Raw genomic sequence first — 20,569 nt, forward strand, 5'->3', positions numbered from 1 at the left:
CGGCATGGACGTCGGCGGGGACGACGGCGGGGACGGCGGCACCGGCGAGCGCTGGTCGTCGGTGGCCGACGCGTGGGCGGAGCTCTGGGGCGCGCTCGCCGCGCCGGCCTGGCCGCCCCTGCTGTCCGCCGCGGGTGCGGGTCCGGGCTCGCGGGTCCTCGACGTGGGGTGCGGCACGGGCGAGCTGGTCGGGCACCTGCTGGCGGCGGGTGCGGTGACCGCGGGCGTCGACCCCGCCCCGGCCATGGTCGGGCGGGCCGCCGAGCGGCACCCCGCGGCGACCGTCGTCGAGGGTGACGCCGAGCACCTCCCGTTCGACGACGGCGCCTTCGACGTGGTCCTCGCGGTGAACGCCCTGCAGCTCGCCGACGACACGGGCGACGCCCTCGCGGAGGCCGCCCGCGTGCTGGCGCCCGGCGGCCGCGTGGGGATCGCCTGCTGGGCAGAGGGCTCCCGCAACGACCTCGACGTCGTCGAGCGCGCCGTCGCCGCGGCCTTCGAGGAGGACGTGCCGCCCGACGGACCGCTGCGCGCCCCGGGCGGCCTCGAGGCCGCGCTCACGGGCGCCGGGCTCGAGGTCGTCGGGTCCGGGATCGTCGACGTGCCGTGGACCGCGCCGGACGACGACCGGCTCGTGCGCGGCGTCCTGCTCGGCGAGGACGAGCGCACCCTGCGTGAGCTGGCGCCGGCGGTGCTGGCGGCGGCCGCGCCCTTCCGGACGCCCGGCGGCGCCTACCGCCTGGCGAACGCGTTCCGCTGGGCCGTGGCCCGTACCCCCGCCTGACGCGACGCTCCCGAGGACGCCGACGGCGCCCGGCTCACCGGGTCGGTGGCCGGGCGCCGTCGTCCGCGGTGGAGGTGCGGGGGCCGGTGCGCCGGGCGGGACGTCAGGCGCCCGCGCGGCCCTCGAGGAAGGCGAGCAGGGTGCGCACGCCGACGCCGGTGCCCCCGGCGGGCGTGTACCCGAACGACGACCCCTCGTTGTACGACGGGCCCGCGATGTCGAGGTGCGCCCACGGGGTGTCGCCGACGAACTCCGCGAGGAAGTGCGCGGCGAACAGCATGCCGCCCCAGCGGCTGGGGGCGGAGTTCACCATGTCGGCGACGGTCGACTTGAGCCCCGCCTTGAGCTCGGCGGGCATCGGCATCGGCCAGAACGCCTCGCCGGCCGCGTCGGCGGCGGCCTTGACCTCGTCGCGGACGGCGTCCGTGCCCATGACGCCGGAGGTGCGGCTGCCGAGCGCCACCATCTGCGCGCCCGTGAGCGTCGCGATGTCGAGGACGACGTCGTGCCCGTCCTCGACGGCGGCGACCAGGCCGTCCGCCATGACGAGCCGGCCCTCGGCGTCGGTGTTGGTGACCTCGACGGTCTTGCCGCCGCGCATCGTGACGACGTCGGCGGGGCGCTGCGCGTTGCCGCCCGGCATGTTCTCGGCCAGGCAGAGGTAGCCGGTCACCGCGACGGGCAGGCCGAGGCGCGCGGCCGCGAGGACGGTGTGCAGCACCGCGGCGGCGCCCGCCATGTCGGACTTCATCGTGGGCATGCTGGCCGGCGGCTTGAGCGAGATGCCGCCCGTGTCGAACGTGATGCCCTTGCCCACGATCGCGACCTTCTCGGCGGCCTTGGCGGGCGAGTACGCCAGCTTGACCAGGCGCGGGCCGCGCGTGGAGCCCTGGCCGACGCCGACCAGGCCGCCGTACCCGCCGGCGGCGAGCTGCTTGTCGTCGAGGACCGTGACCTTGACGCCCTTGATGCCCTTGACCGCGGCCTTGGCGGCGTCGGCGAACGCGGCCGGGTAGAGCTCGTTGGGGGCGTCGTTGACCAGGTCGCGCGTGCCGTGCACGGCCGCGGCGAGCACCTCGGCGCGCGCGACGGCGGCCTTGGCGCGGCCCGAGCGCGCGAACGACGTCACGACCTGGATGCCGCCGACGGGGGCCTTGGTGTCCTTGCCCGTGCGGTAGCGGGTGTACGAGTACGCGCCGAGCAGCGCGCCCTCGACGACCGCGCCGAGCTCGTCCTCGTCCACCGCGGGCAGCGCGACGGCGACCGTGTCCGACCCGGCGAGCTCGCGGGTGGCGGCGCCGGCCGCGGAGCGGAGCACCTCGCGGGAGAACGTGCCGTCGGCGGCGCGCTCGCCGAGCCCCGCGAGCACGACGACGTCGGCGGCGACGCCGTCGGCCGCGGGCACGCGGCGCACCTCGTCGCGGGCGCCGGTGACGCCGAGCCGGGGGGCGAGCGTCTCGATCTGTCGCACGAACGTCTCGGGCAGCTGGTCCGCGACGACGGCGACGCCGTCCGACGTGGAGCAGGTGCCGACGACGAGCGCGTCGACCTTGAGAGAGCTGGGATTCTTGCCGGTGAGGGTGAGGTCTGCCACGCGTCGATGCTATCCCCGCACCGGACGGCGCTCGCGGCCGCCTCGGTCGGGCCGGGCGGCCGGTAGTCTGCGGGCGTGGTCCTTCCCCTCCTGATCGTCGTCCTGCTGGCGTGCGCCGCGCTCGCCGGGTGGGCCTTGTGGTTCGTCGTCCAGGACCGCGCCGTGATCCTCAAGCAGCTGATCGGTGCGGCGGTCGTCGAGGCGCTGATCGTCGTGCAGGCGGTGGTGGCGGGCGTGCTCATGGTCACCCGCGACCACCCCGTCGATGGGCCGCTGTTCTGGGGCTACGTCGCCACCGCCCTCGTCGTGCTGCCGGTGGCCGCGATCTGGGCGTTCGCCGAGCGCACCAAGTGGTCGTCGGTCGTGCTGGCGGTGGCCGCGCTCACCGTGGGCTTCCTCGACTGGCGGCTGTGGCAGATCTGGGGGGCCGCATGAGCGCCACGACCCCGTCGGCCGCGCCCGGAGGGCGCCGGACCGGCTCCGGCTTCGGCCGGCTGCTCGTCACGGTCTACGGCATCCTCGCCTTCGCCGCGATCGGCCGTTCGTCGTACGAGCTGGCCACCAAGTTCTCCGAGGCGCCCGTCGCCTACTCGCTGTCGACGCTGTCGGCCGTCGTGTACGTGCTGGCCACCGTCGCCCTCGCCAAGGGCGGCCCGCGCTGGCGCGTCGTCGCGTGGGTGACCGTGGGGTTCGAGGCCGTCGGCGTCCTCGCGGTGGGCACGGCCTCCGTGGCCTCGCCCGACGTCTTCGGCGAGACGACCGTGTGGTCCGGCTTCGGCCAGGGCTACGGTTACGTGCCGCTCGTGCTGCCGTTCGTGGGGCTGTGGTGGCTCTGGCGCACCCGCCCGCACGGCCGGACCGACGACGTCGTGACGAGCCCGCCCGAGCCGACAGCGCCCACCGTGCATACCGAGCCGCCCACCGAGCCGCCCACCGAGCCCGCAGCCCCCGACCCGGAGGTCCGATGAGCCCGTACACCCTGCTCTTCAACGGCGTCTTTCGCCGGATGGACCCCGAACGGGCGCACGAGCTCTCGTTCGGCGCCATCTCGCTCGCCGGCCGCCTGCCCGTGCTGCGGGACGTCGTCCAGGGCGCGCTCGCCCCGTACCTGGGCCGCGGCAGCGGGGGGCCGGGCAGCATCGAGGTGCTCGGCCGCACCGTGCCCGCGCCGTTCGGGCTGGCCGGCGGGTTCGACAAGAACGCCCGCGCGATCCGCGGCCTGACCATGCTCGGGTTCGGGTTCGTCGAGATCGGCACGGTCACCCCGCGCCCGCAGCCCGGCAACGAGGCGCCGCGCATGTGGCGCGAGCTCGACGTGCGCGGCGTCCGCAACCGCATGGGCTTCAACAACGAGGGCGCGTCGGCCGCCGCGGCCCGGCTGCGCGAGCTGCGCGCCACGCCGGCCGGCCGCGCCGTCGTCGTCGGCGCGAACATCGGCAAGAACAAGACGACGCCCGCCGAGCGCGCTGCCGACGACTACGCGGCCTGCGCCCGCGAGCTGGCGCCGTGGGCCGACTACCTCGTGGTGAACGTCTCGTCGCCGAACACGCCGGGCCTGCGCGACCTGCAGACCACGGCCGAGCTGCGGCCCATCCTGACGGCCGCGCGCGCCGCGGCCGACGAGGCCACCGCCGCGGCCGGCACCCGCCGCGTGCCGCTGCTGGTGAAGATCGCGCCCGACCTCGCGGACGCCGACGTCGACGCCGTGGCGGACCTCGTCACGGAGCTCGGCCTGGACGGCGTCGTCGCCGTGAACACGACCATCGGCCACGACCGGGGCCCCGGCGGGCTGTCCGGGCCGCCGCTGCTCGAGCGCGGGCTGCAGGTCGTGGCCCGGCTGCGGGAGCGGCTCGGGCCGGACCCGGCGATCATCGGCGTCGGCGGGATCTCGAACGCCGACGACGTGCGTGCCTACCTGCGCGCGGGCGCCGACCTCACCCAGGGCTACACGGCCTTCATCTACTCCGGGCCGTTCTGGCCGTCGCGGGTCAACCGTGCCCTGACGCGCACCCGTGGCTCGGTGGCGGCCGGCAGCATCGACCGCCCGGACGGCGGTCGTGACGGCGGGAGCGCCGCATGATCCAGCCGCGGTGGGAGTGGGCCCTGGACGACGTCGAGGGGCGGCCGCTGAGCGTGCCGAGCCCGGTCTTCACCACGCAGTACGACGCCGAGCAGTGGCTCGGGGAGCACTGGCGTGAGCTGGCCGCCGGCGGGGCGACCCTGGCCCGGCTGCTGCACGACGGGTCGCAGGCGACGCCCGGCGTGGTGCTCCCGGGCGCCTGAGCGGTCTCACGCCCCGGCCGTCACCTGGGCCCAGGCGCGCGCCAGCCGCGGCACGGCGGCGGCGAGCTGGTCGGGGTCGCGGGTGAACGTCAGGCGGACGCGGTCGCGCGACGACCCGTCGGGCGTGAACGCCGGCCCCGGGGTGACCAGGACACCGCGGGCCACGGCCGCGGCGGCGAACGCCTGGGCGAGCGGCCGGCCCAGGTCCGCCCACAGGCACAGCCCGCCCGCGGGCACGGGCACCCGCCAGTCGGGAAGGGCGTCGCGGACGAGGTCGACGAGCAGGTCGCGTCGCGCGCGCAGGTTGGCGACGCGGCCCGGCAGGATCTCGTCCGCCCGGCGCAGCAGCTCGACGACGGCGAGCTGCTCGAGCACCGGCGTCGCGATGTCGGCCGACTCGCGCACACGCGCCAGGCGGCGCACGACCTGCGGGTCGGCGCGCACCCAGCCGACGCGCACCCCGCCCCAGAAGGACTTCGACGCCGACCCGATGGTCACGACGTGCGGCGAGGTGCCGTCGCCCGCGAACGGCTCCGGCACCTGCGATCCCGGGTCGAGGGCCAGGTCGGTGAGGGTCTCGTCGCCCACCACGGTGACCCCCGCGCGGTCGGCGAGGTCGCGGACCGCCGCCCGCGCCTCGGCGGGCATGGTGGCGCCGGTGGGGTTGTGGAAGTCCGGGACCAGGTAGACGAGCCGGGGCCGGGCCCGCCGCACGGCCGAGGCGAGCGTCTCGACGTCGCCGACCGGGACGCCCACGACCCGGCCGCCGAGGCGGCGCGCCGGCTCCAGGGCGTGGAAGTAGGTGGGGGACTCGACGACGGCCGTCTCGCCGCGGCCGACGAAGGCGTGCGTGAGCACCGCGATCGCCTGCTGGGCGCCGGTGGTCACGAGGATCTGCTCCGGCGTGGTCGGCACCCCGCGCGCCGTGTAGCGGTCGGCGATCGCCGACCGCAGCACCTCCACTCCGAGGTGGGCGTAGCCGCCGGTGCCGAGGTATCCGGGCAGCACCTCGAGCGCGGCGGAGTAGGCGTCGTGCAAGGCTGAGGTGGCCGACGGGGTCGCCTGGGCGAGGTCGACGAGGGCCTCGTCGGCGCCGTCCGGCGGGGCGTCGGCCGGGGCGTCGCCCGCGGCGACGGGGAGCCTGCCGCGCGCCGGCCCGGCGCCGCGGGGGAGCGTCGTCACGGTGCCCGACCCCACGCGGCTGACCAGGAAGCCGAGCTCGCGCAGACGGGCGTACGCGCCCGACGTGGTGGTCCTCGACACCCGCAGCGCGGCGGCCAGCTCCCGCTCGCTCGGCACCCGCGTCAGCGGCGGCAGGCTCCCGGAGAGGACCGCCGCCCGGAGTGCGTCCGCCAGGGCCAGGTAGGCCGGCCCGCCCGCGCGCCAGTCGCCCAGCAGGCGTGCCGTGGCGGCGGGGGAGAGCTGGCGGACGGCGGGCGGGGCGGTCGTGGCGGTGGGTGCGACGGTCACGGGGCCACTGTTGCCCTATTGGATATGGAATGCAAGGCCAATGGCGCGGAGGGTGGGGACCATGAGCACGACGTCCCGCCCCGTCCGCCGCCCCCGCGCCGCCCGTCGGCCCGGGCGGCGCCTGCACCGCCGACCGGCCGCCGGGACCGGCGCGCATCCCGCACCGAGCCCCGTCCCGAGCCCCGTCCCGCGCCCTGACTCGGGCGCCGCGCCGAGCGCGCCCCCGGCCACGGCGATGGGTCCGGTGCGCCGCGGCGTGCAGCTCGTCCTCGGGCTGCTCGGCTTCGCGTGGTCGATGGCGATGATGCTGCACGCCGGCGAGGGCGGCATGCCGTGGGACGTGCTGCACCAGGGGCTGGTGCGCAGCACCGGGCTCGGGTTCGGCGGAGTCGTCGCGCTGACGGCCGTGCTGGTGCTGCTCGCGTGGATCCCGCTGCGGCAGCGGCCCGGCATCGGCACCCTGGCGAACGTCGTCCTGATCAGCGTGGCGATCGGCCCGAGCCTGACGGCCATGGAGCGGCTCGTGCCGGACCCTGCCCTGGCAGCCCGGGTCGTCCTCGCGGTCGGTGGCATCGTCCTCAACGGCGTGGCCACCGCCGCCTACATCGGGGTGCGCCTCGGCCCTGGCCCCCGCGACGGGCTGATGACCGGCCTCGTCCAGCGCACGGGCTGGTCGGTCCGCCTGGTGAAGACGGGCATCGAGGTGAGCGTCGTCCTCGTGGGAGTGCTGCTCGGCGGCACGTTCGGCTGGGCCACGATCGCGTACGCGCTCGGCGTCGGGCCCGTGGTGCAGGCGACGGTGCGCTGGCGGTGGCTGGTGCCGGCGGGGCTCACGGGCGAGGCGCCGCGAAGCCGCCGACGGCCGGCAGGTGACGTCCCTGGGCGCGAGCACGAGCCCGCGGCCCGGCCCGCGGACGGCGACCGGATCGCCACCCGCGGCCGAGAGATCGCCGACGCGCTGGACGCGATCGCGCGCGAGCACCGCGACCACTGACGGCGCGGGTGGGGCTGGCCGACGTAGCGGTGACCTTCTCTCCGGCCAGCTCTCCGGCCAGCCGGACGGGAAGGAACCGCTACGTCGGCACGAGGGCCGTCAGGCCACTCGGGTCTGCGGGGCGTTCTCGGCGGTCTTGGCCGGGTCGCGCACGACGACGTCGCCCAGGACGTCGTCGATCCTCGCGAGGAGCTCGGCCGGGATGGTCACGCCGGACGCCTTGACGTTCTCCGCGACCTGCTCGGGCCGGGACGCGCCCACGAGGGCGGCGGCGACGTTGTCGTTCTGCAGCACCCAGGCGACGGCGAGCTGTGCCATCGACAGGCCGAGCTCGTCGGCGACGGGGCGCAGGTTCTGCACCCGGGTGAGCACGTCGTCGTCGAGGAAGCGGCGGATGCTCTGCGCCCCGCCCTTGTCGTCCGTCGCGCGCGATCCGGCCGGCAGCGGCTGCCCGGGCACGTACTTGCCGGACAGCACGCCCTGCGCCATCGGCGACCAGACGATCTGCGACAGGCCGCACTCCTTCGACGCGGGCACGACCTCGTCCTCGATGACCCGCCAGAGCATGGAGTACTGCGGCTGGGAGGAGATGAGCTGGAAGCCGAGGTCCTTCGCCAGGGCGGCGCCGGCGCGGATCTGGTCGGCGGTCCACTCGGAGACGCCGATGTACAGGGCCTTGCCCTGGCGGACGATGTCGGCGAACGCCTGCATCGTCTCCTCGAGCGGCGTCTCGGTGTCGTAGCGGTGCGCCTGGTAGAGGTCGACATAGTCCGTGCCGAGCCGCTTCAGGGAGCCGTTGATCGACTCCATGACGTGCTTGCGGGACAGGCCCGTGTCGTTGGGGCCGCCCGGGCCGGTCGGCCAGTACACCTTGGTGAAGATCTCGAGCGACTCGCGCCGCTCGCCGGCGAGGGCGTCGCCGAGCACCTGCTCGGCCTTCGTGTTCGCGTAGACGTCCGCGGTGTCGAACGTCGTGATGCCGGCGTCGAGGGCGGCGCGCACGCACTGCGTGGCGACGTCGTTCTCCACCTGCGAGCCGTGGGTGAGCCAGTTGCCGTAGGTGATCTCGGAGATCTTCAGACCGCTGTTGCCGAGGTACCGGTAGTTGACCATGCGCCCACCCTAGGACGCAGGATCGGGCACCCGGGCCCGGCGACCGTCACTCGGGCCAGACGCCGTGCTTCTTCGACGACGGCTTGGGCAGCCGCGACCGGCGGATCTGGAACGCGCGCATGACGGCGTACATCATCGTGCCCTTGGGGACCTCGCCGAACTTGGCCAGCAGGCGCTTCTTGAGCCCGCGCCACAGCAGGAACGCGTCGGCGATGGTGAGCAGCACGACGGCGTACAGCAGCATCAGCACGAGCGCCGACATCGTCACGTTCTGCATGAAGATGAAGTTCAGGACGATGAACAGGAACGCCACCGGCAGGAAGAACTCGCCGAGGTTCCAGCGCGCGTCGACGTAGTCACGCACGTAGCGCTTGAGCGGGCCCTTGTCGCGCGGCGGCAGGTGCCGCTCGTCGCCCGTCTGCATCGCCCGGTACTCGAGGTTGCGCTGCTCGCGCGCCTTCTCCCGCGCCGCCTTGGTCGCCGCCTTGCGGTCGTCCGGCACCAGGGGACGCTTGTTCGCGGCCTCGGCCACGCTGCGCTTGGGCGTGGGCCGGCCCTTGCCGGCGGGCGTGCCGGCCTTCTCGATCTCGGCGGCCGCGTCGACGGGGTCGGTGGAGTCGGGGGACGACGGCGTCGCGTCGGGCTTGTTGCGGGAGAACACGCACCCAGCGTAGTCGAGCGCGCAGGTAGCGTGAGCCGCGTGACCGACACCCACGCCACCTTCCCGGACGCCCAGCCGCACGACGACGCCTCCACCCTGCGCGCGCACGTCGACCGGCAGTTCCCCGCCCTGCAGGCGGACCTCGAGCGTCTCGTCCGCATCCCGAGCGTCTCCGCCGCCGCGTTCGACCAGGCGCACGTGGCCGAGAGCGCCGACGCCGTGGCCGCGCTGCTGCGCGACGCGGGGCTGCCCGACGTGCGGATCCTGCGCTCCGACCGCCCCGACGGGACGCCCGGCGCGCCCGCCGTCGTCGCTCGTCGACCGGCGCCCGAGGGCGCGCCGACGGTGCTGCTGTACGCGCACCACGACGTCCAGCCGCCCGGCGACGCGTCCGCGTGGTCGACGGACCCGTTCGAGCCCGTCCAGGTGGGGATGCGGCTCTACGGCCGCGGCGCCGCGGACGACAAGGCCGGGCTGGTGGCGCACGTCGGCGCGCTGCGCGCCCTCGCCGCACTCGGCGAGGAGACCGGCGACGACCTGCCGGTCGGGATCACCGTCTTCGTCGAGGGCGAGGAGGAGTCCGGCTCGCCGAGCTTCCGGCAGTTCCTCGCGGACCACAGGGAGCTGCTCGCCGCCGACGTCATCGTCGTCGCGGACTCCACCAACTGGAAGGTGGGCGTGCCCGCGCTGACCACCTCGCTGCGCGGCCTGGTCGACGGCGTCGTCGAGGTCGAGGTGCTCGGCCACGCGGTGCACTCCGGCATGTTCGGCGGCCCGGTGCTGGACGCCAACACGCTGCTCGCCCGCCTGGTCGCGACCCTGCACGACGACGCCGGCAACGTCGCGGTCGCCGGGCTGGTCGGCGCGCCCGAGCCGGAGGTCGACTACGACGAGGCCGCGTTCCGCGCCGACTCCTCCGTGCTCGACGGCGTGGCGCTCGCGGGCGAGGGCAGCATCGCCGGCCGCCTGTGGACCAAGCCGGCGCTGTCCGTCATCGGCATCGACGCGACGAGCGTGGCGCACGCCTCGAACACCCTCGCGCCGCGCGCCGCCGCGAAGCTGTCGCTGCGCATCCCGCCGGGGCAGGAGCCGCAGGCGGCCGAGGACGCGCTGCGGGCCCACCTCGAGTCGCACGCGCCGTTCGGGGCGCGCGTGACCTGGCACCCGGGGGAGCAGGGTCGTGCGTTCCACGCGGCGGACGACTCCGCGGCGATGCGCGCCGCCCGCTCGGCGTTCGCCTCCGCCTGGGGCACGGACCCGGTCGACGTCGGCATCGGCGGGTCGATCCCGTTCATCGCCGACCTGCTCGAGTTCTTCCCCGACGCCTCCGTGCTCGTCACGGGGGTCGAGGACCCCGACTCCCGCGCGCACGGCGCCGACGAGTCGGTCCACCTCGGCGAGCTGCGCAAGGTCGTCCTGGCCGAGGCGCTCCTGCTGCGCCGGGTCGCCACCCCGGAGAGCTGACGGGCGGTCGCGACGGGGCCGCCGGTCAGTCCGTCCCCGCCGCGGCGCGCAGGGCGTCGAGCGCGGCGGGGACGTCGCCGTCCGGCCCCTCGCGCAGCACGGCCTCGAGCCGTGCGGACGCGGCGGCCAGGTGCTCCTCGCCGAAGGTGGCCGCGGACCCCGCCATGGTGTGGCACAGCCGCGCGACCTCCTCGTACGCCGCCGGCTCGATCGTGCCGGCGGGCGCCGTCAGCAGCTCGGCCACCCGCCGGGCCCGGTCCCTGTTGCGTGCGTGCGCCCGCTGCGCGAGCGCGACCATCACCTCGTCCAGCCCGTCCTCCGCGGCGGTCACGTGTCCCACCCGAGGGCGGCGGCGAGCTCCGCCGACAGGTTCATGGGGTCGAAGGGCTTCGTGAGCACGGCGACGGCGCCGAGGCCGTCGAGCCGTGAGATGTCCTGCGCGCCGACCTTCGCGGTGAGGAACACGACCGGGACGTCGCGCAGCTCGGGCACCCCGCGCAGCCGCCCGAGCACCGTCGGACCGTCGTGCACCGGCATCATGACGTCCAGCAGGATCGCGTCCGGCAGCACGCGTCGCGCGACCTCCAGGCCCTCCGTGCCGTCGCCGGCCGTGTGGACCTCGTGGCCTCCGACCGCGCGCAGCGCGACGGCCGCCACCTCGCGGATCGACGGATCGTCGTCGATCACCACCACGCGTCGGCCCCCCGTCGCCACGTGTCGTGCCTCCTGTCGGCTCACCTGCGTTCGCTCGACGCTACCCCCGGACGGGTCGTGCCGCGCTTCGTCGCCCGGGCGGCATCGGGGGCGAAGGGCACGAACCTCTCCTAGTCTCGGCGCATGGGGGACGGGCGGCAGGCCACGGCGCGGGCGCATGCCGCGTTCATGGGGTGGAGCTGGACGGCGGCGGTCGTCGTGCTCGTGCTGGTGGTGCTGCTCGCAGGCCCCCTGGACCCGGCGACGCAGGCGGAGCTCTCGCGAGCGGCGATCGCCGCCGCGGGCGTGGTCGCGGCCCTGAGCTGCGGGTGGCGTGCGGTGCGGTCGGCCGGACGGAGGCGACGCGCCTGGGGGCTGCTGTCGCTCGGCGGCGTGGTCGGCCTGCTCGGCAACGTGTACGCCGGTCTCGTCGGCGACCCGGAGACCGGAGACACGGCCTACATCGCCGCGCTGCTGCTCGGCATGGTGGGGCTGGCCCTCTTCCCGACCGTCCGGCCGCGCGGGCACGAGCTCGTGCGCATGCTGCTGGACAGCGTCGTGGTCGGCGGGTCGGTCCTGTACATCGCGGTCTTCGGGGTCGCGCTGCAGGGCGAGGGCTTCGCGGCGCAGCCGGCGCTCACCGCGTACGCCCTCCCCGTCGCCGACGCGCTGCTCGCGACCCTCGCAGTGCTGGTCCTCACCCGGTCGCCGGCGGCCGAGCGGGTGCCCCTCGGCCTCGTCGGCATCGGTTTCGTGCTGTACGCGGTGGCCGACGTCGCGTTCGCGCTCCTCACGGCCGGCGGCGGGTTCAGCTTCGGGAGCCCGGTCGACGTCGGCTGGGTGGGCGGCTATCTCGCCATCGCGGTCGCTGCGCGGCACCCTGCCGCCTCCGGCAGCCCGGTGACGAGCCAGCGCGCCGACGGTTCGCCGGTGCTGGGGACCGTGATCACCTTCGGCATCTTCCTCGCGGCGGCCCTCGCACGCGTCTGGCAGTCGAGCGAGGACTTCCCGGGCGTCGCGAACGCCCTGTGGGTGGCGGTCCTCGTCGCGGTCGCCGCCCGACAGATCCTCGTCGTCGTCGACAACGAGTCGCTGCGCCACGGGCTGGAGCGCCGCGTGGGGGAGCGGACCGCGCAGCTGCGGGCCCTCGCGAGCGAGCGGGAGCGGACGCTGGAGTCCGTGGCCGACGGCATCTACGGTGTCGACGCCACCGGCCGGGTCACCTTCGTCAACGACGCCGGTGCGCGGACGCTGGGCGTCGCGGCGGGGGACCTCGTCGGGCGCGACGCCCACGAGACCTTCCACGCGCCCGCGCCGGACGGCACCCCGTACCCCGCCGAGGGCTGCTACATCACCGAGGCGGTGCGCGACGGGCTCACGGCGACGGCGGAGCAGGACGTCTACCGACGGATGGACGGCAAGGACGTGCCCGTCGAGGTCGCGGCGAGCCCGCTGCGCACCGACGGCGTGGTGAGCGGAGCAGTGGTCGTGTTCCGCGACATCTCCGAGCGTCGCGAGGTCGAGCGCATCAAGGACGAGTTCGTGTCTGTCGTGAGCCACGAGCTGCGCACGCCGCTGACCTCCATCCGCGGGGCGCTCGGGCTGCTCGACAGCGGCGTGCTCGACCGGTCCTCCGAGCAGGCCGCTCGCATGGTGCACATCGCCCTGACCAGCAGCGAGCGGCTCGGCAGGCTCGTGGACGACATCCTGGACGTCGAGCGCATGGACGCGGGCACCACGCAGCTGGAGCTCGCCGACCACCGGTTGCGCGACCTCGTCGAGGGCGCAGCGGAGCAGGTGTCGATCCTGGCCGACGAGGCCGGGGTGGAGCTGGTCTCCGACGGCAGCGACGAGGTGGTCCGGGTCGACGGCGAGCGCATCGTGCAGACCCTGACGAACCTGCTCAGCAACGCCGTGAAGTTCTCTCCTCGCGGTGGCGCCGTGCGGGTCGCCGCCACGCCGGTGGGCGACCTCGTGGAGGTGCGCGTCGACGACGACGGCCGGGGCATCCCGCCCGACAGGCTCGAGGCGGTCTTCAGGCGGTTCGAGCAGGTGGACGCCTCCGACGCGCGCGAGCGGGGCGGCACCGGGCTCGGGCTCGCCATCGCGCGCAGCATCGTTGAACGGCACGGGGGCCGAGTGTGGGCGGTGAGCGACGGCGAGGGGCACGGCTCCAGCTTCAGGCTGACGCTGCCGCGCGTGCCCGTGGCCGGATCGACCGGGCGGGATGGCGTGGCCGTCGCCCCACCGGCGCCCGGCGGCGAGGCTGCGACCCGGGTGGTCGTCGTCGACGACGACCCGTACGTGGTCGACGTCCTGCGCACGGTGCTCGAGTCGCGCGGGTACGACGTGGTCGGCGTGACCGAGGGACGCGCGGCGCTCGAGGTCGTCGAGCAGGAGCATCCGGCGGCCATCGTGCTCGACCTGGCGATGCCCGGCACGAGCGGTGCGGAGGTGCTGCGGCGCCTGCGCCGCACCGCGGCGACCGCCCAGCTGCCCGTCGTGGTGGTCTCCGGGACCCCCGCGTCGGCCGCGCGGGAGACCGCGGCGCTCGCGGACGGCTGGCTGGTCAAGCCCGTCGATCCGGAACGACTCGTCGCGACCGTGCAGGACGTGGTCAGGCTCCGCCCCCATCACGGCCGCGTCCTGGTCGTGGAGGACGACGACGACCTCCGCGCCGTGCTGACGGCCGTGCTGGAGAGCGGCGGACTGGCCGCGACGCCGGCGCGCGGGCTCGCCGAGGCGCGGGAGGCCCTGGCGCACGGCGACGAGCCCGACCTGGTGCTGCTCGACCTCCGCCTGCCCGACGGGACCGGCCACGACCTCGTGGCCGACCTACGGCGGAGCGGACGGCTCCGTCGGACGCCGCTCGTGGTGTACTCCGGCGCGGAGGTCGGCCCCGAGGAGCGAGAGGACCTGCGGCTGGGCAGTACTGTCTTCCTCACCAAGGGGCGGCAGGCGCCGGACGCCATCCTCCGCCCCGTGCTGGACCTGCTGGACGCCGCCGCCGGCCGCACGGCCGGCGCGCCCGCCGACCCGACCCTCCCGAGGACGCCATGACCGAGCCGTTGACCATCCGCGTGAGCGCCGGCACCGGCACGGGCCGCACGACTCTCGCCGCCTTCGACGCGGCGCTCGTCGACGCGGGCGTGGGCGACTTCAACCTCGTCCGGCTGAGCTCCGTGGTGCCCTCGGGCAGCACGATCCTCGAGGTGGACGGGCGCGACCAGCTGCCGGGGGAGCACGGCGACGCGCTCTTCTGCGTGTACGCCGCCGCGCACGCCTCGCTGCCCGGCCACGAGGCGTGGGCCGGGGTGGCCTGGTCCCGACGCGACGACGGCAGCGGTGCAGGCCTGTTCGTCGAGCACGACGGGCCGTCGCACGAGCAGGTGGTGACTGACCTGGCGCACAGCCTCGAGGACCTGTCCGCGACGCGCGGGCACGCCTACCACCCGGAGGGGAGACGGGTCGCCGGTCTGACCTGCGCGTCCCTGCCCGTGTGTGCCGTGGTCGTCGCGACCTTCCGCCGGGCGGGGTGGGAGGAGCTGAGCCGTGCGCGCTGACGTCACCTTCGAGCACACCGTCGCGGCGGAGACCGCCGAGAGGTTCTGGGGCCTGTACCTCGAGGCGTTCGAGCCCCTGCGCACCCGTGCCGCCGCCCGCCACGTGCTGCACCGCGAGGAGTTCGACGAGGAGATGAGCGACCCGCGGGTGCTCAAGCTCCTCGCCCACGACCCGCAGGGGGAGGCGGTCGGGCTGACGACGCTCGCGACCGACCTCGCCGCCGTGCCCTGGGTGAGCCCGGAGTTCTTCGCCGAGCGCTATCCCGAGCACGCCGCGCGGGGCGCGGTCTGGTATGTCGGGTTCACCCTGGCCCACCCGGGCCGGCGGGCGACCCGCACGTTCATGGACATGATCGACGCCCTCGTCGCCCACCTCGCCGAGCACCGGGTCGTGTGCGCGTACGACGTCTCCCGCTTCAACGACGACTCGCTGCGTTTCGCCGACAACCTGCGTCGCCGCCTGGAACGCACGCAGGCCGTGACGGTGGAGACGGTGGACCGGCAGACGTACTACGCGACCACCTTCCACTGAGGGCGTCGGTCCGCCGTCAGACCCGGCCGGCGTCTCGATGGGCGACGTCCAGCGCCCTCGCCCAGGCGGCGACGTCGTCGGGAAGGTCGGGGCTCTGCGCCGGGGCGTCCGGCCCCATGAGCGCGACGACGTCGGGTGCCGGGACGCGCGTGTTCCCCGGGCCCAGGAAGCGGCCGGCCACGTAGCCCCGCGCGTAGAGCTGCCCGCGGCACGTGAAGACCTGCTCGATGTAGACGACGCGCTCGTCCCAGCCCAGGACGCGCGTGGTGATCTCGAACCGGTCGCCGAGCTTGAGCGACCGCTTGTACGTCATCGTCGACGCGGCGACGACGGGGTACCACTTGCGGTCGCCGATCTTGGCGAAGCCGTCGAGGTCGGCGATGAAGTTGGACCGGGCCACGTCCATCATCTGCAGGTACGAGCCGTTGTTGACGTGCAGGTACATGTCGAGGTCGCCGGGGTGCACGCGCAGGCGCGTCACGGACGGGTCGAGCAGGCCCTGGCCGGGCACCGGCTTGCGGGGACGCAGGGACGCCCAGGTGAGCTGGATCATTCGAGTCACCCGCGCAGGCTATATCGGCGACCTCCGGTATCAGATACCTTGCGGCGGGTGCCCGGCGGTCAGACCGGGGGAGCGGGGTCGTACTGGATCGCGCGGCGCACCGCCCGCGCGACCTGCGGCGACTCCAGCCGGGCCACGAGGTGCAGGGCCATGTCGATCCCGGCCGAGACGCCGGCGGCGGTCACGACGTCCCCGTCGTCGACGAACCGCGCCTCGGTGTCCACCACGACGCTCGGGTCGATCTCGGCGAGCTCGTCGTAGTGGTCGTGGTGCGTCGTCGCCGGCCGCCCGGCCAGCAGCCCGGCCGCCGCGAGCACCAGGGCGCCGGTGCACACGCTCGCGAGGACCGGCGTCTGCACCCGGACCTGCCGCAACCACTCCAGGTGGGCCGGGTCGGCCATCATCGCCCGGGTGCCCCAGCCCCCCGGGTACACGAGCACGTGCAACGGTCCGACGTCGTCCGCGGAGTGTGCCGGCACCAGCCGCAGGCCCTTGGCCAGCCGTACCCCGTCGCCGTCCCGGGAGAACGTGCTCACGTGCGGCTTGACCCCCGACTCGGCGCTCGAGCGCTGCTCCCAGGCGGCGAGGACCTCGAACGGGCCGACGACGTCCAGCTCCTCCGCGTCGTCGAACACCAGGATGCCGATGTGGAGCCCGCCGTCGGTGCTCATGCCATCTCCTGCGTCGTGGGGGCCGTCGTGGCCCTGGTCAGATCACGTCGGTCAGATCACGTCGGGCTGGTCGCACCAGATCACGCTCAGATCCCCGGCAGCGCCAGCATCTGGTCGAGCGCCACCCGGGCCCAGTGGGCGTCGTCGGCGTCGACCACGATCCGGTTGACCACGCGCCCCTCGACCAGCGACTCCATCGCCCACACCAGGTGCGGCAGGTCGATGCGGTTCATGGTCGAGCAGAAGCACACGGTCGAGTCCAGGTAGTGCACCTGCTTGTCCGGGTGCGCCTTGGCGAGGCGTCGCACCAGGTTGAGCTCGGTGCCGATCGCCCAGGAGCTGCCCGGCTCGGCGGCGTCGAGGGCCTTGATGATGTACTCGGTGGACCCCACCTCGTCCGCCGCGGTGATCACCTCGTGCTTGCACTCCGGGTGGGCCATCACGGTCACCCCCGGCACCTTCGCGCGGATCTCGTCGACGTTGCGCGCGGAGAACCGCCCGTGCACCGAGCAGTGCCCCCGCCACAGGATCATGCGCGCGTCGCGCAGCTGCTGCTCGGTGAGGCCGCCCAGCGGCTTGCGCGGGTCGTAGACGACGCAGTCGTCCAGGCTCAGGCCGAGCTGGAGCACGGCGGTGTTGCGGCCGAGGTGCTGGTCGGGCAGGAAGAGCACCTTGCCGGTGCCCTCGACGCCGCCCACGCGGTCGAACGCCCAGCGCAGCGCGACCTGCGCGTTGGACGACGTGCACACGGTGCCGCCGTGCCGGCCGGTGAAGGCCTTGATGGCGGCGGACGAGTTCATGTAGGTCACGGGGACGGTGTCGTCGGCGATCCCGACGTCCTGCAGCACGGCCCAGGCCTCCTCGACCTGACCGATCTCGGCCATGTCGGCCATCGAGCAGCCGGCGGCGAGGTCGGGCAGCACGACCTGCTGCGCGTCCGAGGTGAGGATGTCCGCGCTCTCGGCCATGAAGTGCACGCCGCAGAACAGGACGAACTCGGCCTCGGGGCGGGCGGCGGCCTCGCGCGCGAGCTTGAAGGAGTCGCCGGTGACGTCGGCGAAGTCGATGACCTCGTCGCGCTGGTAGTGGTGGCCGAGCACGAACGCGCGCTCGCCCAGCGCGGCGCGGGCGGCGCGGGCGCGTTCCACCAGGTCCGGGTCGGACGGCGACGGCAGCGCACCGGTGCATTCGACGCCGCGCTCGGAGGCGAGGTCGCGGCCCTGGCCGAGGAGCAGCAGCGCGGAGGGTGCGGGCTCGGCGAAGCCGGTCGAGGCGCCCGCGGTTTCGTTCAGCAGGGTGGTCACCCCGCCTATGTTTCCACAGCGCACGCGTGCGGCCTGTGCCACGATCACGGGATGGTTCGCGGGATGCACGTGCTGCTCTGCGTCCGCGAGGACGACGCTTCCCTGGCCCCCGCGCTCGCGGCGGCGTGGCGGGCGGGCGCGCCGTCGTGCGACGTGCGCACCGTGGCCCTGCCGGACCCGCCGTCGCACGATGCGGCCGAGGCGGGGCGCGCCGGGGTGTTCGTCCCGCTCGAGGCCCTCGGCCTGACGAGCGCCACGGGGGCGGAGGACGGCCCGCTGACGGGTCCCGCCGCGGAGTCCGACCTCGTGGTGGTGCACGTGCCCGTGCTGGACGGCACGACCCTGCGCGAGGGTCGCGTCCCCGCCGCCGTGGCGGCCGCGGCCCCGCACGCCGTGCCGGTCGTGGTGCTGGCGGGCCGCAGCGAGGTCTCGCGGCGCGAGTGGTCGGGCGCCGGTGTGAGCGGGGTGCACGAGACGGGCGCCGACGCGGTCGCGACCACCGCGCGCGTGGCGCGGACGTGGGCGCCATCCTGGGCCTGAGCCGGTCGCGTCGTCGCGCCCGGCGAATTCGCGCGTAGGATCGGGAATGGCCGTACCGGTCCGCCTGTTGGAGGGAAGCATGACCGACACCACCGAGATCGCCACGCACGGCGTGGACCTGTCCGACGTCGCTGCCGACAAGGTCCGCAGCCTCCTCGAGCAGGAGGGCCGTGACGACCTGCGCCTGCGCGTCGCCGTCCAGCCCGGCGGCTGTTCCGGCCTGATCTACCAGCTCTACTTCGACGAGCGTCTCCTCGACGGTGACGCGCTGCGTGACTTCGACGGCGTCGAGGTCGTCGTGGACCGCATGAGCGTGCCCTACCTCGAGGGCGCGAAGATCGACTTCGCGGACACCATCGAGAAGCAGGGCTTCACGATCGACAACCCGAACGCCGGCAGCTCCTGCGCCTGCGGCGGTTCCTTCAGCTGAACCGCTGAGCGACCTCGACGGCCCGGCCGCCCCGCGTGGGTGGCCGGGCCGTCGTCGTTCCCGGACCAGGGGCCGGATCAGGCGTGGGCACCCAGCCGCACGGTGAGCGACCACGTGGTGCCGCCCGCCCCGCCGTCGCCCTCGGTCTCTGACTCTGTCGCGGTCTCGCTCACCGTCGCGTGCCCGCGCATCCGGGCCCACGCGGGCACGTCGTGGCGGGCCGCCGGGTCGGTCGACAGCACGGTCACGAGCGTCCCGGCGGGGAGATCCCGTGCGGCCGCGGCCAGCCGGATCACGGGCAGCGGGCAGCGCAGCCCGCGCGCGTCGACCACGGCCCCGACTGGTGCGTCGTCGGGCGCCTCGTGCGGGGCGTCGTCGGCGCTCACAGCCCGCCCACCCCGAGCACGTCACGCACCCGCTGCACGGCGGCCGGCAGGACGGCGAGGAAGCGGTCGACGTCGTCGGAGGTCGTGGAGCGGTCGAGCGCGATCCGCACGTTGCCGTGCGTGAGCACCCCCATCGCCGCGAGCACGTGCGACGGCTCCAGCGTGCTCGCGGTGCACGCCGAGCCCGAGCCGACGGCGAACCCGGCCCGGTCCAGCTCCGTCACGAGGGCCTCGCCGTCCACGTACAGGCAGGAGAACGTGACGACGTGGGGGAGCCGGTCGTCCGGGTCGCCGACCACCTCGACGTCGGGCACGGCGGCGACGGCGGCGCGGACGCGGTCGGTGAGGCGACGGCGGCGGTCGTCCTCGGCGGCCCGGTCGGCCGTCGCCGCCTGCAGGGCGACGGCGGCGGCGAAGGCGGCGGGGACGCTCACCCCGCCGGGCGCCCAGGGGTCGGCGTCCTCCGGGTCGGGCGGGACGGCGCGCACGCGCTGGCGCACCGCGAGCAGGCCCACGCCGGCCGGCCCGCCCCAGTCGGCCGGGTGGGCGGCGAGGAGGTCCCAGGAGCCGGGGACGACGTCGTGCCCGAGCGAGGCCCCGGCGTCCACCAGCAGCGGCACCCCCGCGTCCCGCGCGGCCTCGTGCGCGGCGGCCAGCGGCTGCCGCGAGCCGACCTCGCCGTTGGCGTGCTGGAGCGCGGCGAGCGCGACCCCGGGGCGCGCGACCGCCGACGCGAAGGCGTCCGCGTCGACGCGGCCGTGGCGGTCGACGTCGACGACCACGCGCGCGCCCCCGTGGGCCTGCGCGGCGGCGGAGGCGGCGTGCAGCACGGTGGCCCGCTCGACGCCGCCGACGACGACGTCGCCCCCCGCCCGGCGCCGTGCCTGCGCGGTGCCCAGCACCGCGGCGCGCAGCGCGGACGCGTGGCTCGCCGTGAAGCGCACCTCCTCCGTCCGCGCCCCCAGCACCTCGGCGACCGCCTCGCGCGCGCCGTCCAGGAGCCGGGCGGCGCGCCGGCCCTCGGTGTGCAGGCGGTGGGGGTCGGCCCAGCCGTCGTCGAGCGCCTGCAGGAGCGCCTGGCGGGCGAGCGGGTGCAGGGGCGCGCCGCCGCCGTTGTCCAGGTGCACGCGCTCGGGAGCAGGCGCCGCGACGGGTGCGTCCGCGGGCGAGCCGGGCTCGGTCGGGCCGGTGGTGTCGGTCACAGGCGTGCTCCGTGGGGCTGACGTGCGGTCCGACGGGCGTCGGACGACCGCCGGAAGGGCGCGAGGACCGCGCCCGGGGCACGATCGTGCCATCTTCGACGCCTCGTGGACCCACCGGGCCGACCCCGGGTGCCGACCGAGGATCTGACACACCCGAGGATCGATCTGACACTCTCCGGGGGTGTGTGTGCAAGAAGGAGTTGTGGACGTCCCGTGCGGAAAGAGTCACGCCCGCAGGGGGCTTTTGCGGCGTCGAACCTGCTCCGGGCGCGCTAGGCTGCACTTCATCGAGGACGAAGGTCCTGTCCGCGTGCCTGTTGCCC

The 20,569-nt window shown here is 75.2% G+C and carries 23 protein-coding genes; 12 read left to right on the forward strand and 11 right to left on the reverse strand.

Translation table 11 applies throughout. The features are described 5' to 3' along the window. Positions 1–4: 4 nt before the first annotated feature. The gene (locus tag AAG589_RS02350) at positions 5–784 is read left to right on the forward strand and encodes a class I SAM-dependent methyltransferase (RefSeq protein WP_430565638.1); all 780 of its coding nucleotides are present in this window, start codon (positions 5–7) and stop codon (positions 782–784) included. Between the two features lie 103 nt (positions 785–887). Here AAG589_RS02350 and AAG589_RS02355 read toward each other — a convergent pair whose 3' ends face one another. Beyond that, entirely contained in the window at positions 888–2,378 is a 1,491-nt protein-coding gene (locus tag AAG589_RS02355; RefSeq protein ID WP_430565639.1) for a leucyl aminopeptidase, read from the reverse strand. 75 nt (positions 2,379–2,453) lie between these two features. On the opposite strand from AAG589_RS02355, the gene AAG589_RS02360 reads away from it, so the two are divergent. Genes AAG589_RS02360 through AAG589_RS02375 form a run of 4 tightly spaced genes read left to right on the forward strand, consistent with a single transcriptional unit; the run spans position 2,454 to position 4,661 of the window. Next, complete coding sequence (locus tag AAG589_RS02360; RefSeq protein ID WP_430565640.1) at positions 2,454–2,813, forward strand: hypothetical protein; 360 nt, start codon at positions 2,454–2,456, stop codon at positions 2,811–2,813. Continuing rightward, a complete protein-coding gene (locus AAG589_RS02365; RefSeq protein ID WP_430565641.1) occupies positions 2,810–3,346 on the forward strand; it encodes a hypothetical protein in 537 nt (178 codons plus the stop codon). Before AAG589_RS02360 ends, AAG589_RS02365 begins: the two co-directional genes overlap by 4 nt. After that, a complete protein-coding gene (locus AAG589_RS02370; protein ID WP_430565642.1) occupies positions 3,343–4,458 on the forward strand; it encodes a quinone-dependent dihydroorotate dehydrogenase in 1,116 nt (371 codons plus the stop codon). Before AAG589_RS02365 ends, AAG589_RS02370 begins: the two co-directional genes overlap by 4 nt. After that, complete coding sequence (locus AAG589_RS02375) at positions 4,455–4,661, forward strand: hypothetical protein (RefSeq protein WP_430565643.1); 207 nt, start codon at positions 4,455–4,457, stop codon at positions 4,659–4,661. The genes AAG589_RS02370 and AAG589_RS02375 overlap by 4 nt, the downstream gene beginning before the upstream one ends. Positions 4,662–4,667: 6 nt before the next feature. On the opposite strand, the gene yczR is transcribed toward AAG589_RS02375, so the two are convergent. Further along, positions 4,668–6,131: a MocR-like transcription factor YczR gene (gene yczR, locus AAG589_RS02380; RefSeq protein ID WP_430565644.1), complete on the reverse strand. Its 1,464-nt coding sequence runs from the start codon at positions 6,129–6,131 to the stop codon at positions 4,668–4,670. Positions 6,132–6,192: 61 nt separating this feature from the next. Here yczR and yczE point away from each other — a divergent pair, with 61 nt between their 5' ends. Further along, a complete protein-coding gene (gene yczE / locus AAG589_RS02385; protein ID WP_430565645.1) occupies positions 6,193–7,125 on the forward strand; it encodes a membrane protein YczE in 933 nt (310 codons plus the stop codon). Positions 7,126–7,224: 99 nt separating this feature from the next. Here yczE and AAG589_RS02390 read toward each other — a convergent pair whose 3' ends face one another. Beyond that, complete coding sequence (locus tag AAG589_RS02390; RefSeq protein ID WP_430565646.1) at positions 7,225–8,238, reverse strand: aldo/keto reductase family protein; 1,014 nt, start codon at positions 8,236–8,238, stop codon at positions 7,225–7,227. Between the two features lie 46 nt (positions 8,239–8,284). Then, a complete protein-coding gene (locus tag AAG589_RS02395) occupies positions 8,285–8,899 on the reverse strand; it encodes a DUF3043 domain-containing protein (protein WP_430565647.1) in 615 nt (204 codons plus the stop codon). A 39-nt stretch (positions 8,900–8,938) separates the two neighbouring features. On the opposite strand from AAG589_RS02395, the gene AAG589_RS02400 reads away from it, so the two are divergent. Beyond that, positions 8,939–10,363: a M20/M25/M40 family metallo-hydrolase gene (locus AAG589_RS02400; RefSeq protein ID WP_446719664.1), complete on the forward strand. Its 1,425-nt coding sequence runs from the start codon at positions 8,939–8,941 to the stop codon at positions 10,361–10,363. 25 nt (positions 10,364–10,388) lie between these two features. Here AAG589_RS02400 and AAG589_RS02405 read toward each other — a convergent pair whose 3' ends face one another. Both AAG589_RS02405 and AAG589_RS02410 read right to left on the reverse strand, forming a co-directional pair. After that, entirely contained in the window at positions 10,389–10,694 is a 306-nt protein-coding gene (locus AAG589_RS02405) for an Hpt domain-containing protein (RefSeq protein ID WP_430565648.1), read from the reverse strand. Then, a complete protein-coding gene (locus AAG589_RS02410; RefSeq protein WP_430565649.1) occupies positions 10,691–11,077 on the reverse strand; it encodes a response regulator in 387 nt (128 codons plus the stop codon). The genes AAG589_RS02405 and AAG589_RS02410 overlap by 4 nt, the downstream gene beginning before the upstream one ends. A 123-nt stretch (positions 11,078–11,200) precedes the next feature. Here AAG589_RS02410 and AAG589_RS02415 point away from each other — a divergent pair, with 123 nt between their 5' ends. The 3 genes from AAG589_RS02415 to AAG589_RS02425 are packed head-to-tail and all read left to right on the forward strand — an operon-like array spanning position 11,201 to position 15,151. Then, positions 11,201–14,116: a response regulator gene (locus AAG589_RS02415; RefSeq protein WP_430565650.1), complete on the forward strand. Its 2,916-nt coding sequence runs from the start codon at positions 11,201–11,203 to the stop codon at positions 14,114–14,116. Next, positions 14,113–14,619 (forward strand): pyruvoyl-dependent arginine decarboxylase, encoded by a 507-nt coding sequence (locus AAG589_RS02420; RefSeq protein ID WP_430565651.1) that lies wholly within the window; start codon positions 14,113–14,115, stop codon positions 14,617–14,619. The genes AAG589_RS02415 and AAG589_RS02420 overlap by 4 nt, the downstream gene beginning before the upstream one ends. After that, complete coding sequence (locus AAG589_RS02425) at positions 14,609–15,151, forward strand: hypothetical protein (protein WP_430565652.1); 543 nt, start codon at positions 14,609–14,611, stop codon at positions 15,149–15,151. Before AAG589_RS02420 ends, AAG589_RS02425 begins: the two co-directional genes overlap by 11 nt. A 16-nt stretch (positions 15,152–15,167) precedes the next feature. Here AAG589_RS02425 and AAG589_RS02430 read toward each other — a convergent pair whose 3' ends face one another. The 3 genes from AAG589_RS02430 to nadA all read right to left on the reverse strand — a co-directional run bounded on the left by AAG589_RS02430 (position 15,168) and on the right by nadA (position 17,679). Beyond that, positions 15,168–15,704 carry an acyl-CoA thioesterase gene (locus AAG589_RS02430; protein ID WP_430566210.1) on the reverse strand — a complete coding sequence of 179 codons (537 nt, stop codon included), beginning with the start codon at positions 15,702–15,704 and terminating at the stop codon, positions 15,168–15,170. A gap of 68 nt (positions 15,705–15,772) precedes the next feature. Then, complete coding sequence (locus AAG589_RS02435) at positions 15,773–16,384, reverse strand: DJ-1/PfpI family protein (RefSeq protein WP_430565653.1); 612 nt, start codon at positions 16,382–16,384, stop codon at positions 15,773–15,775. An 86-nt stretch (positions 16,385–16,470) separates the two neighbouring features. Then, complete coding sequence (nadA, locus tag AAG589_RS02440; protein WP_430566211.1) at positions 16,471–17,679, reverse strand: quinolinate synthase NadA; 1,209 nt, start codon at positions 17,677–17,679, stop codon at positions 16,471–16,473. Positions 17,680–17,739: 60 nt separating this feature from the next. Between nadA and AAG589_RS02445 the strand changes: the two genes are divergently transcribed. Further along, positions 17,740–18,228 (forward strand): hypothetical protein, encoded by a 489-nt coding sequence (locus tag AAG589_RS02445; RefSeq protein ID WP_430565654.1) that lies wholly within the window; start codon positions 17,740–17,742, stop codon positions 18,226–18,228. 79 nt (positions 18,229–18,307) lie between these two features. Further along, positions 18,308–18,658, forward strand: a complete 351-nt coding sequence (locus tag AAG589_RS02450; protein WP_416343171.1) for a HesB/IscA family protein — start codon at positions 18,308–18,310, stop codon at positions 18,656–18,658. Positions 18,659–18,735: 77 nt separating this feature from the next. Here AAG589_RS02450 and AAG589_RS02455 read toward each other — a convergent pair whose 3' ends face one another. Beyond that, a complete protein-coding gene (locus AAG589_RS02455; protein ID WP_430565655.1) occupies positions 18,736–19,044 on the reverse strand; it encodes a sulfurtransferase TusA family protein in 309 nt (102 codons plus the stop codon). After that, positions 19,041–20,246, reverse strand: coding sequence for a cysteine desulfurase family protein (locus tag AAG589_RS02460; protein WP_430565656.1), 1,206 nt, complete (start codon positions 20,244–20,246; stop codon positions 19,041–19,043). The genes AAG589_RS02455 and AAG589_RS02460 overlap by 4 nt, the downstream gene beginning before the upstream one ends. Positions 20,247–20,569: the final 323 nt, after the last annotated feature.

The organism is Isoptericola sp. F-RaC21 (genome assembly GCF_038593535.1).
Lineage (GTDB): Bacteria > Actinomycetota > Actinomycetes > Actinomycetales > Cellulomonadaceae > Isoptericola.

Excerpts from the sequence above, each read along its gene's own strand:
- yczE (WP_430565645.1), top strand. The coding sequence starts at position 6,193 with ATGAGCACGACGTCCCGCCCCGTCCGCCGCCCCCGCGCCGCCCGTCGG.
- AAG589_RS02375 (WP_430565643.1), top strand. The coding sequence starts at position 4,455 with ATGATCCAGCCGCGGTGGGAGTGGGCCCTGGACGACGTCGAGGGGCGG.
- AAG589_RS02435 (WP_430565653.1), bottom strand. The coding sequence starts at position 16,384 with ATGAGCACCGACGGCGGGCTCCACATCGGCATCCTGGTGTTCGACGAC.
- AAG589_RS02420 (WP_430565651.1), top strand. The coding sequence starts at position 14,113 with ATGACCGAGCCGTTGACCATCCGCGTGAGCGCCGGCACCGGCACGGGC.
- AAG589_RS02370 (WP_430565642.1), top strand. The coding sequence starts at position 3,343 with ATGAGCCCGTACACCCTGCTCTTCAACGGCGTCTTTCGCCGGATGGAC.
- AAG589_RS02450 (WP_416343171.1), top strand. The coding sequence starts at position 18,308 with ATGACCGACACCACCGAGATCGCCACGCACGGCGTGGACCTGTCCGAC.
- AAG589_RS02365 (WP_430565641.1), top strand. The coding sequence starts at position 2,810 with ATGAGCGCCACGACCCCGTCGGCCGCGCCCGGAGGGCGCCGGACCGGC.
- AAG589_RS02390 (WP_430565646.1), bottom strand. The coding sequence starts at position 8,238 with ATGGTCAACTACCGGTACCTCGGCAACAGCGGTCTGAAGATCTCCGAG.
- AAG589_RS02445 (WP_430565654.1), top strand. The coding sequence starts at position 17,740 with ATGGTTCGCGGGATGCACGTGCTGCTCTGCGTCCGCGAGGACGACGCT.
- AAG589_RS02350 (WP_430565638.1), top strand. The coding sequence starts at position 5 with ATGGACGTCGGCGGGGACGACGGCGGGGACGGCGGCACCGGCGAGCGC.
- AAG589_RS02430 (WP_430566210.1), bottom strand. The coding sequence starts at position 15,704 with ATGATCCAGCTCACCTGGGCGTCCCTGCGTCCCCGCAAGCCGGTGCCC.
- AAG589_RS02415 (WP_430565650.1), top strand. The coding sequence starts at position 11,201 with ATGGGGGACGGGCGGCAGGCCACGGCGCGGGCGCATGCCGCGTTCATG.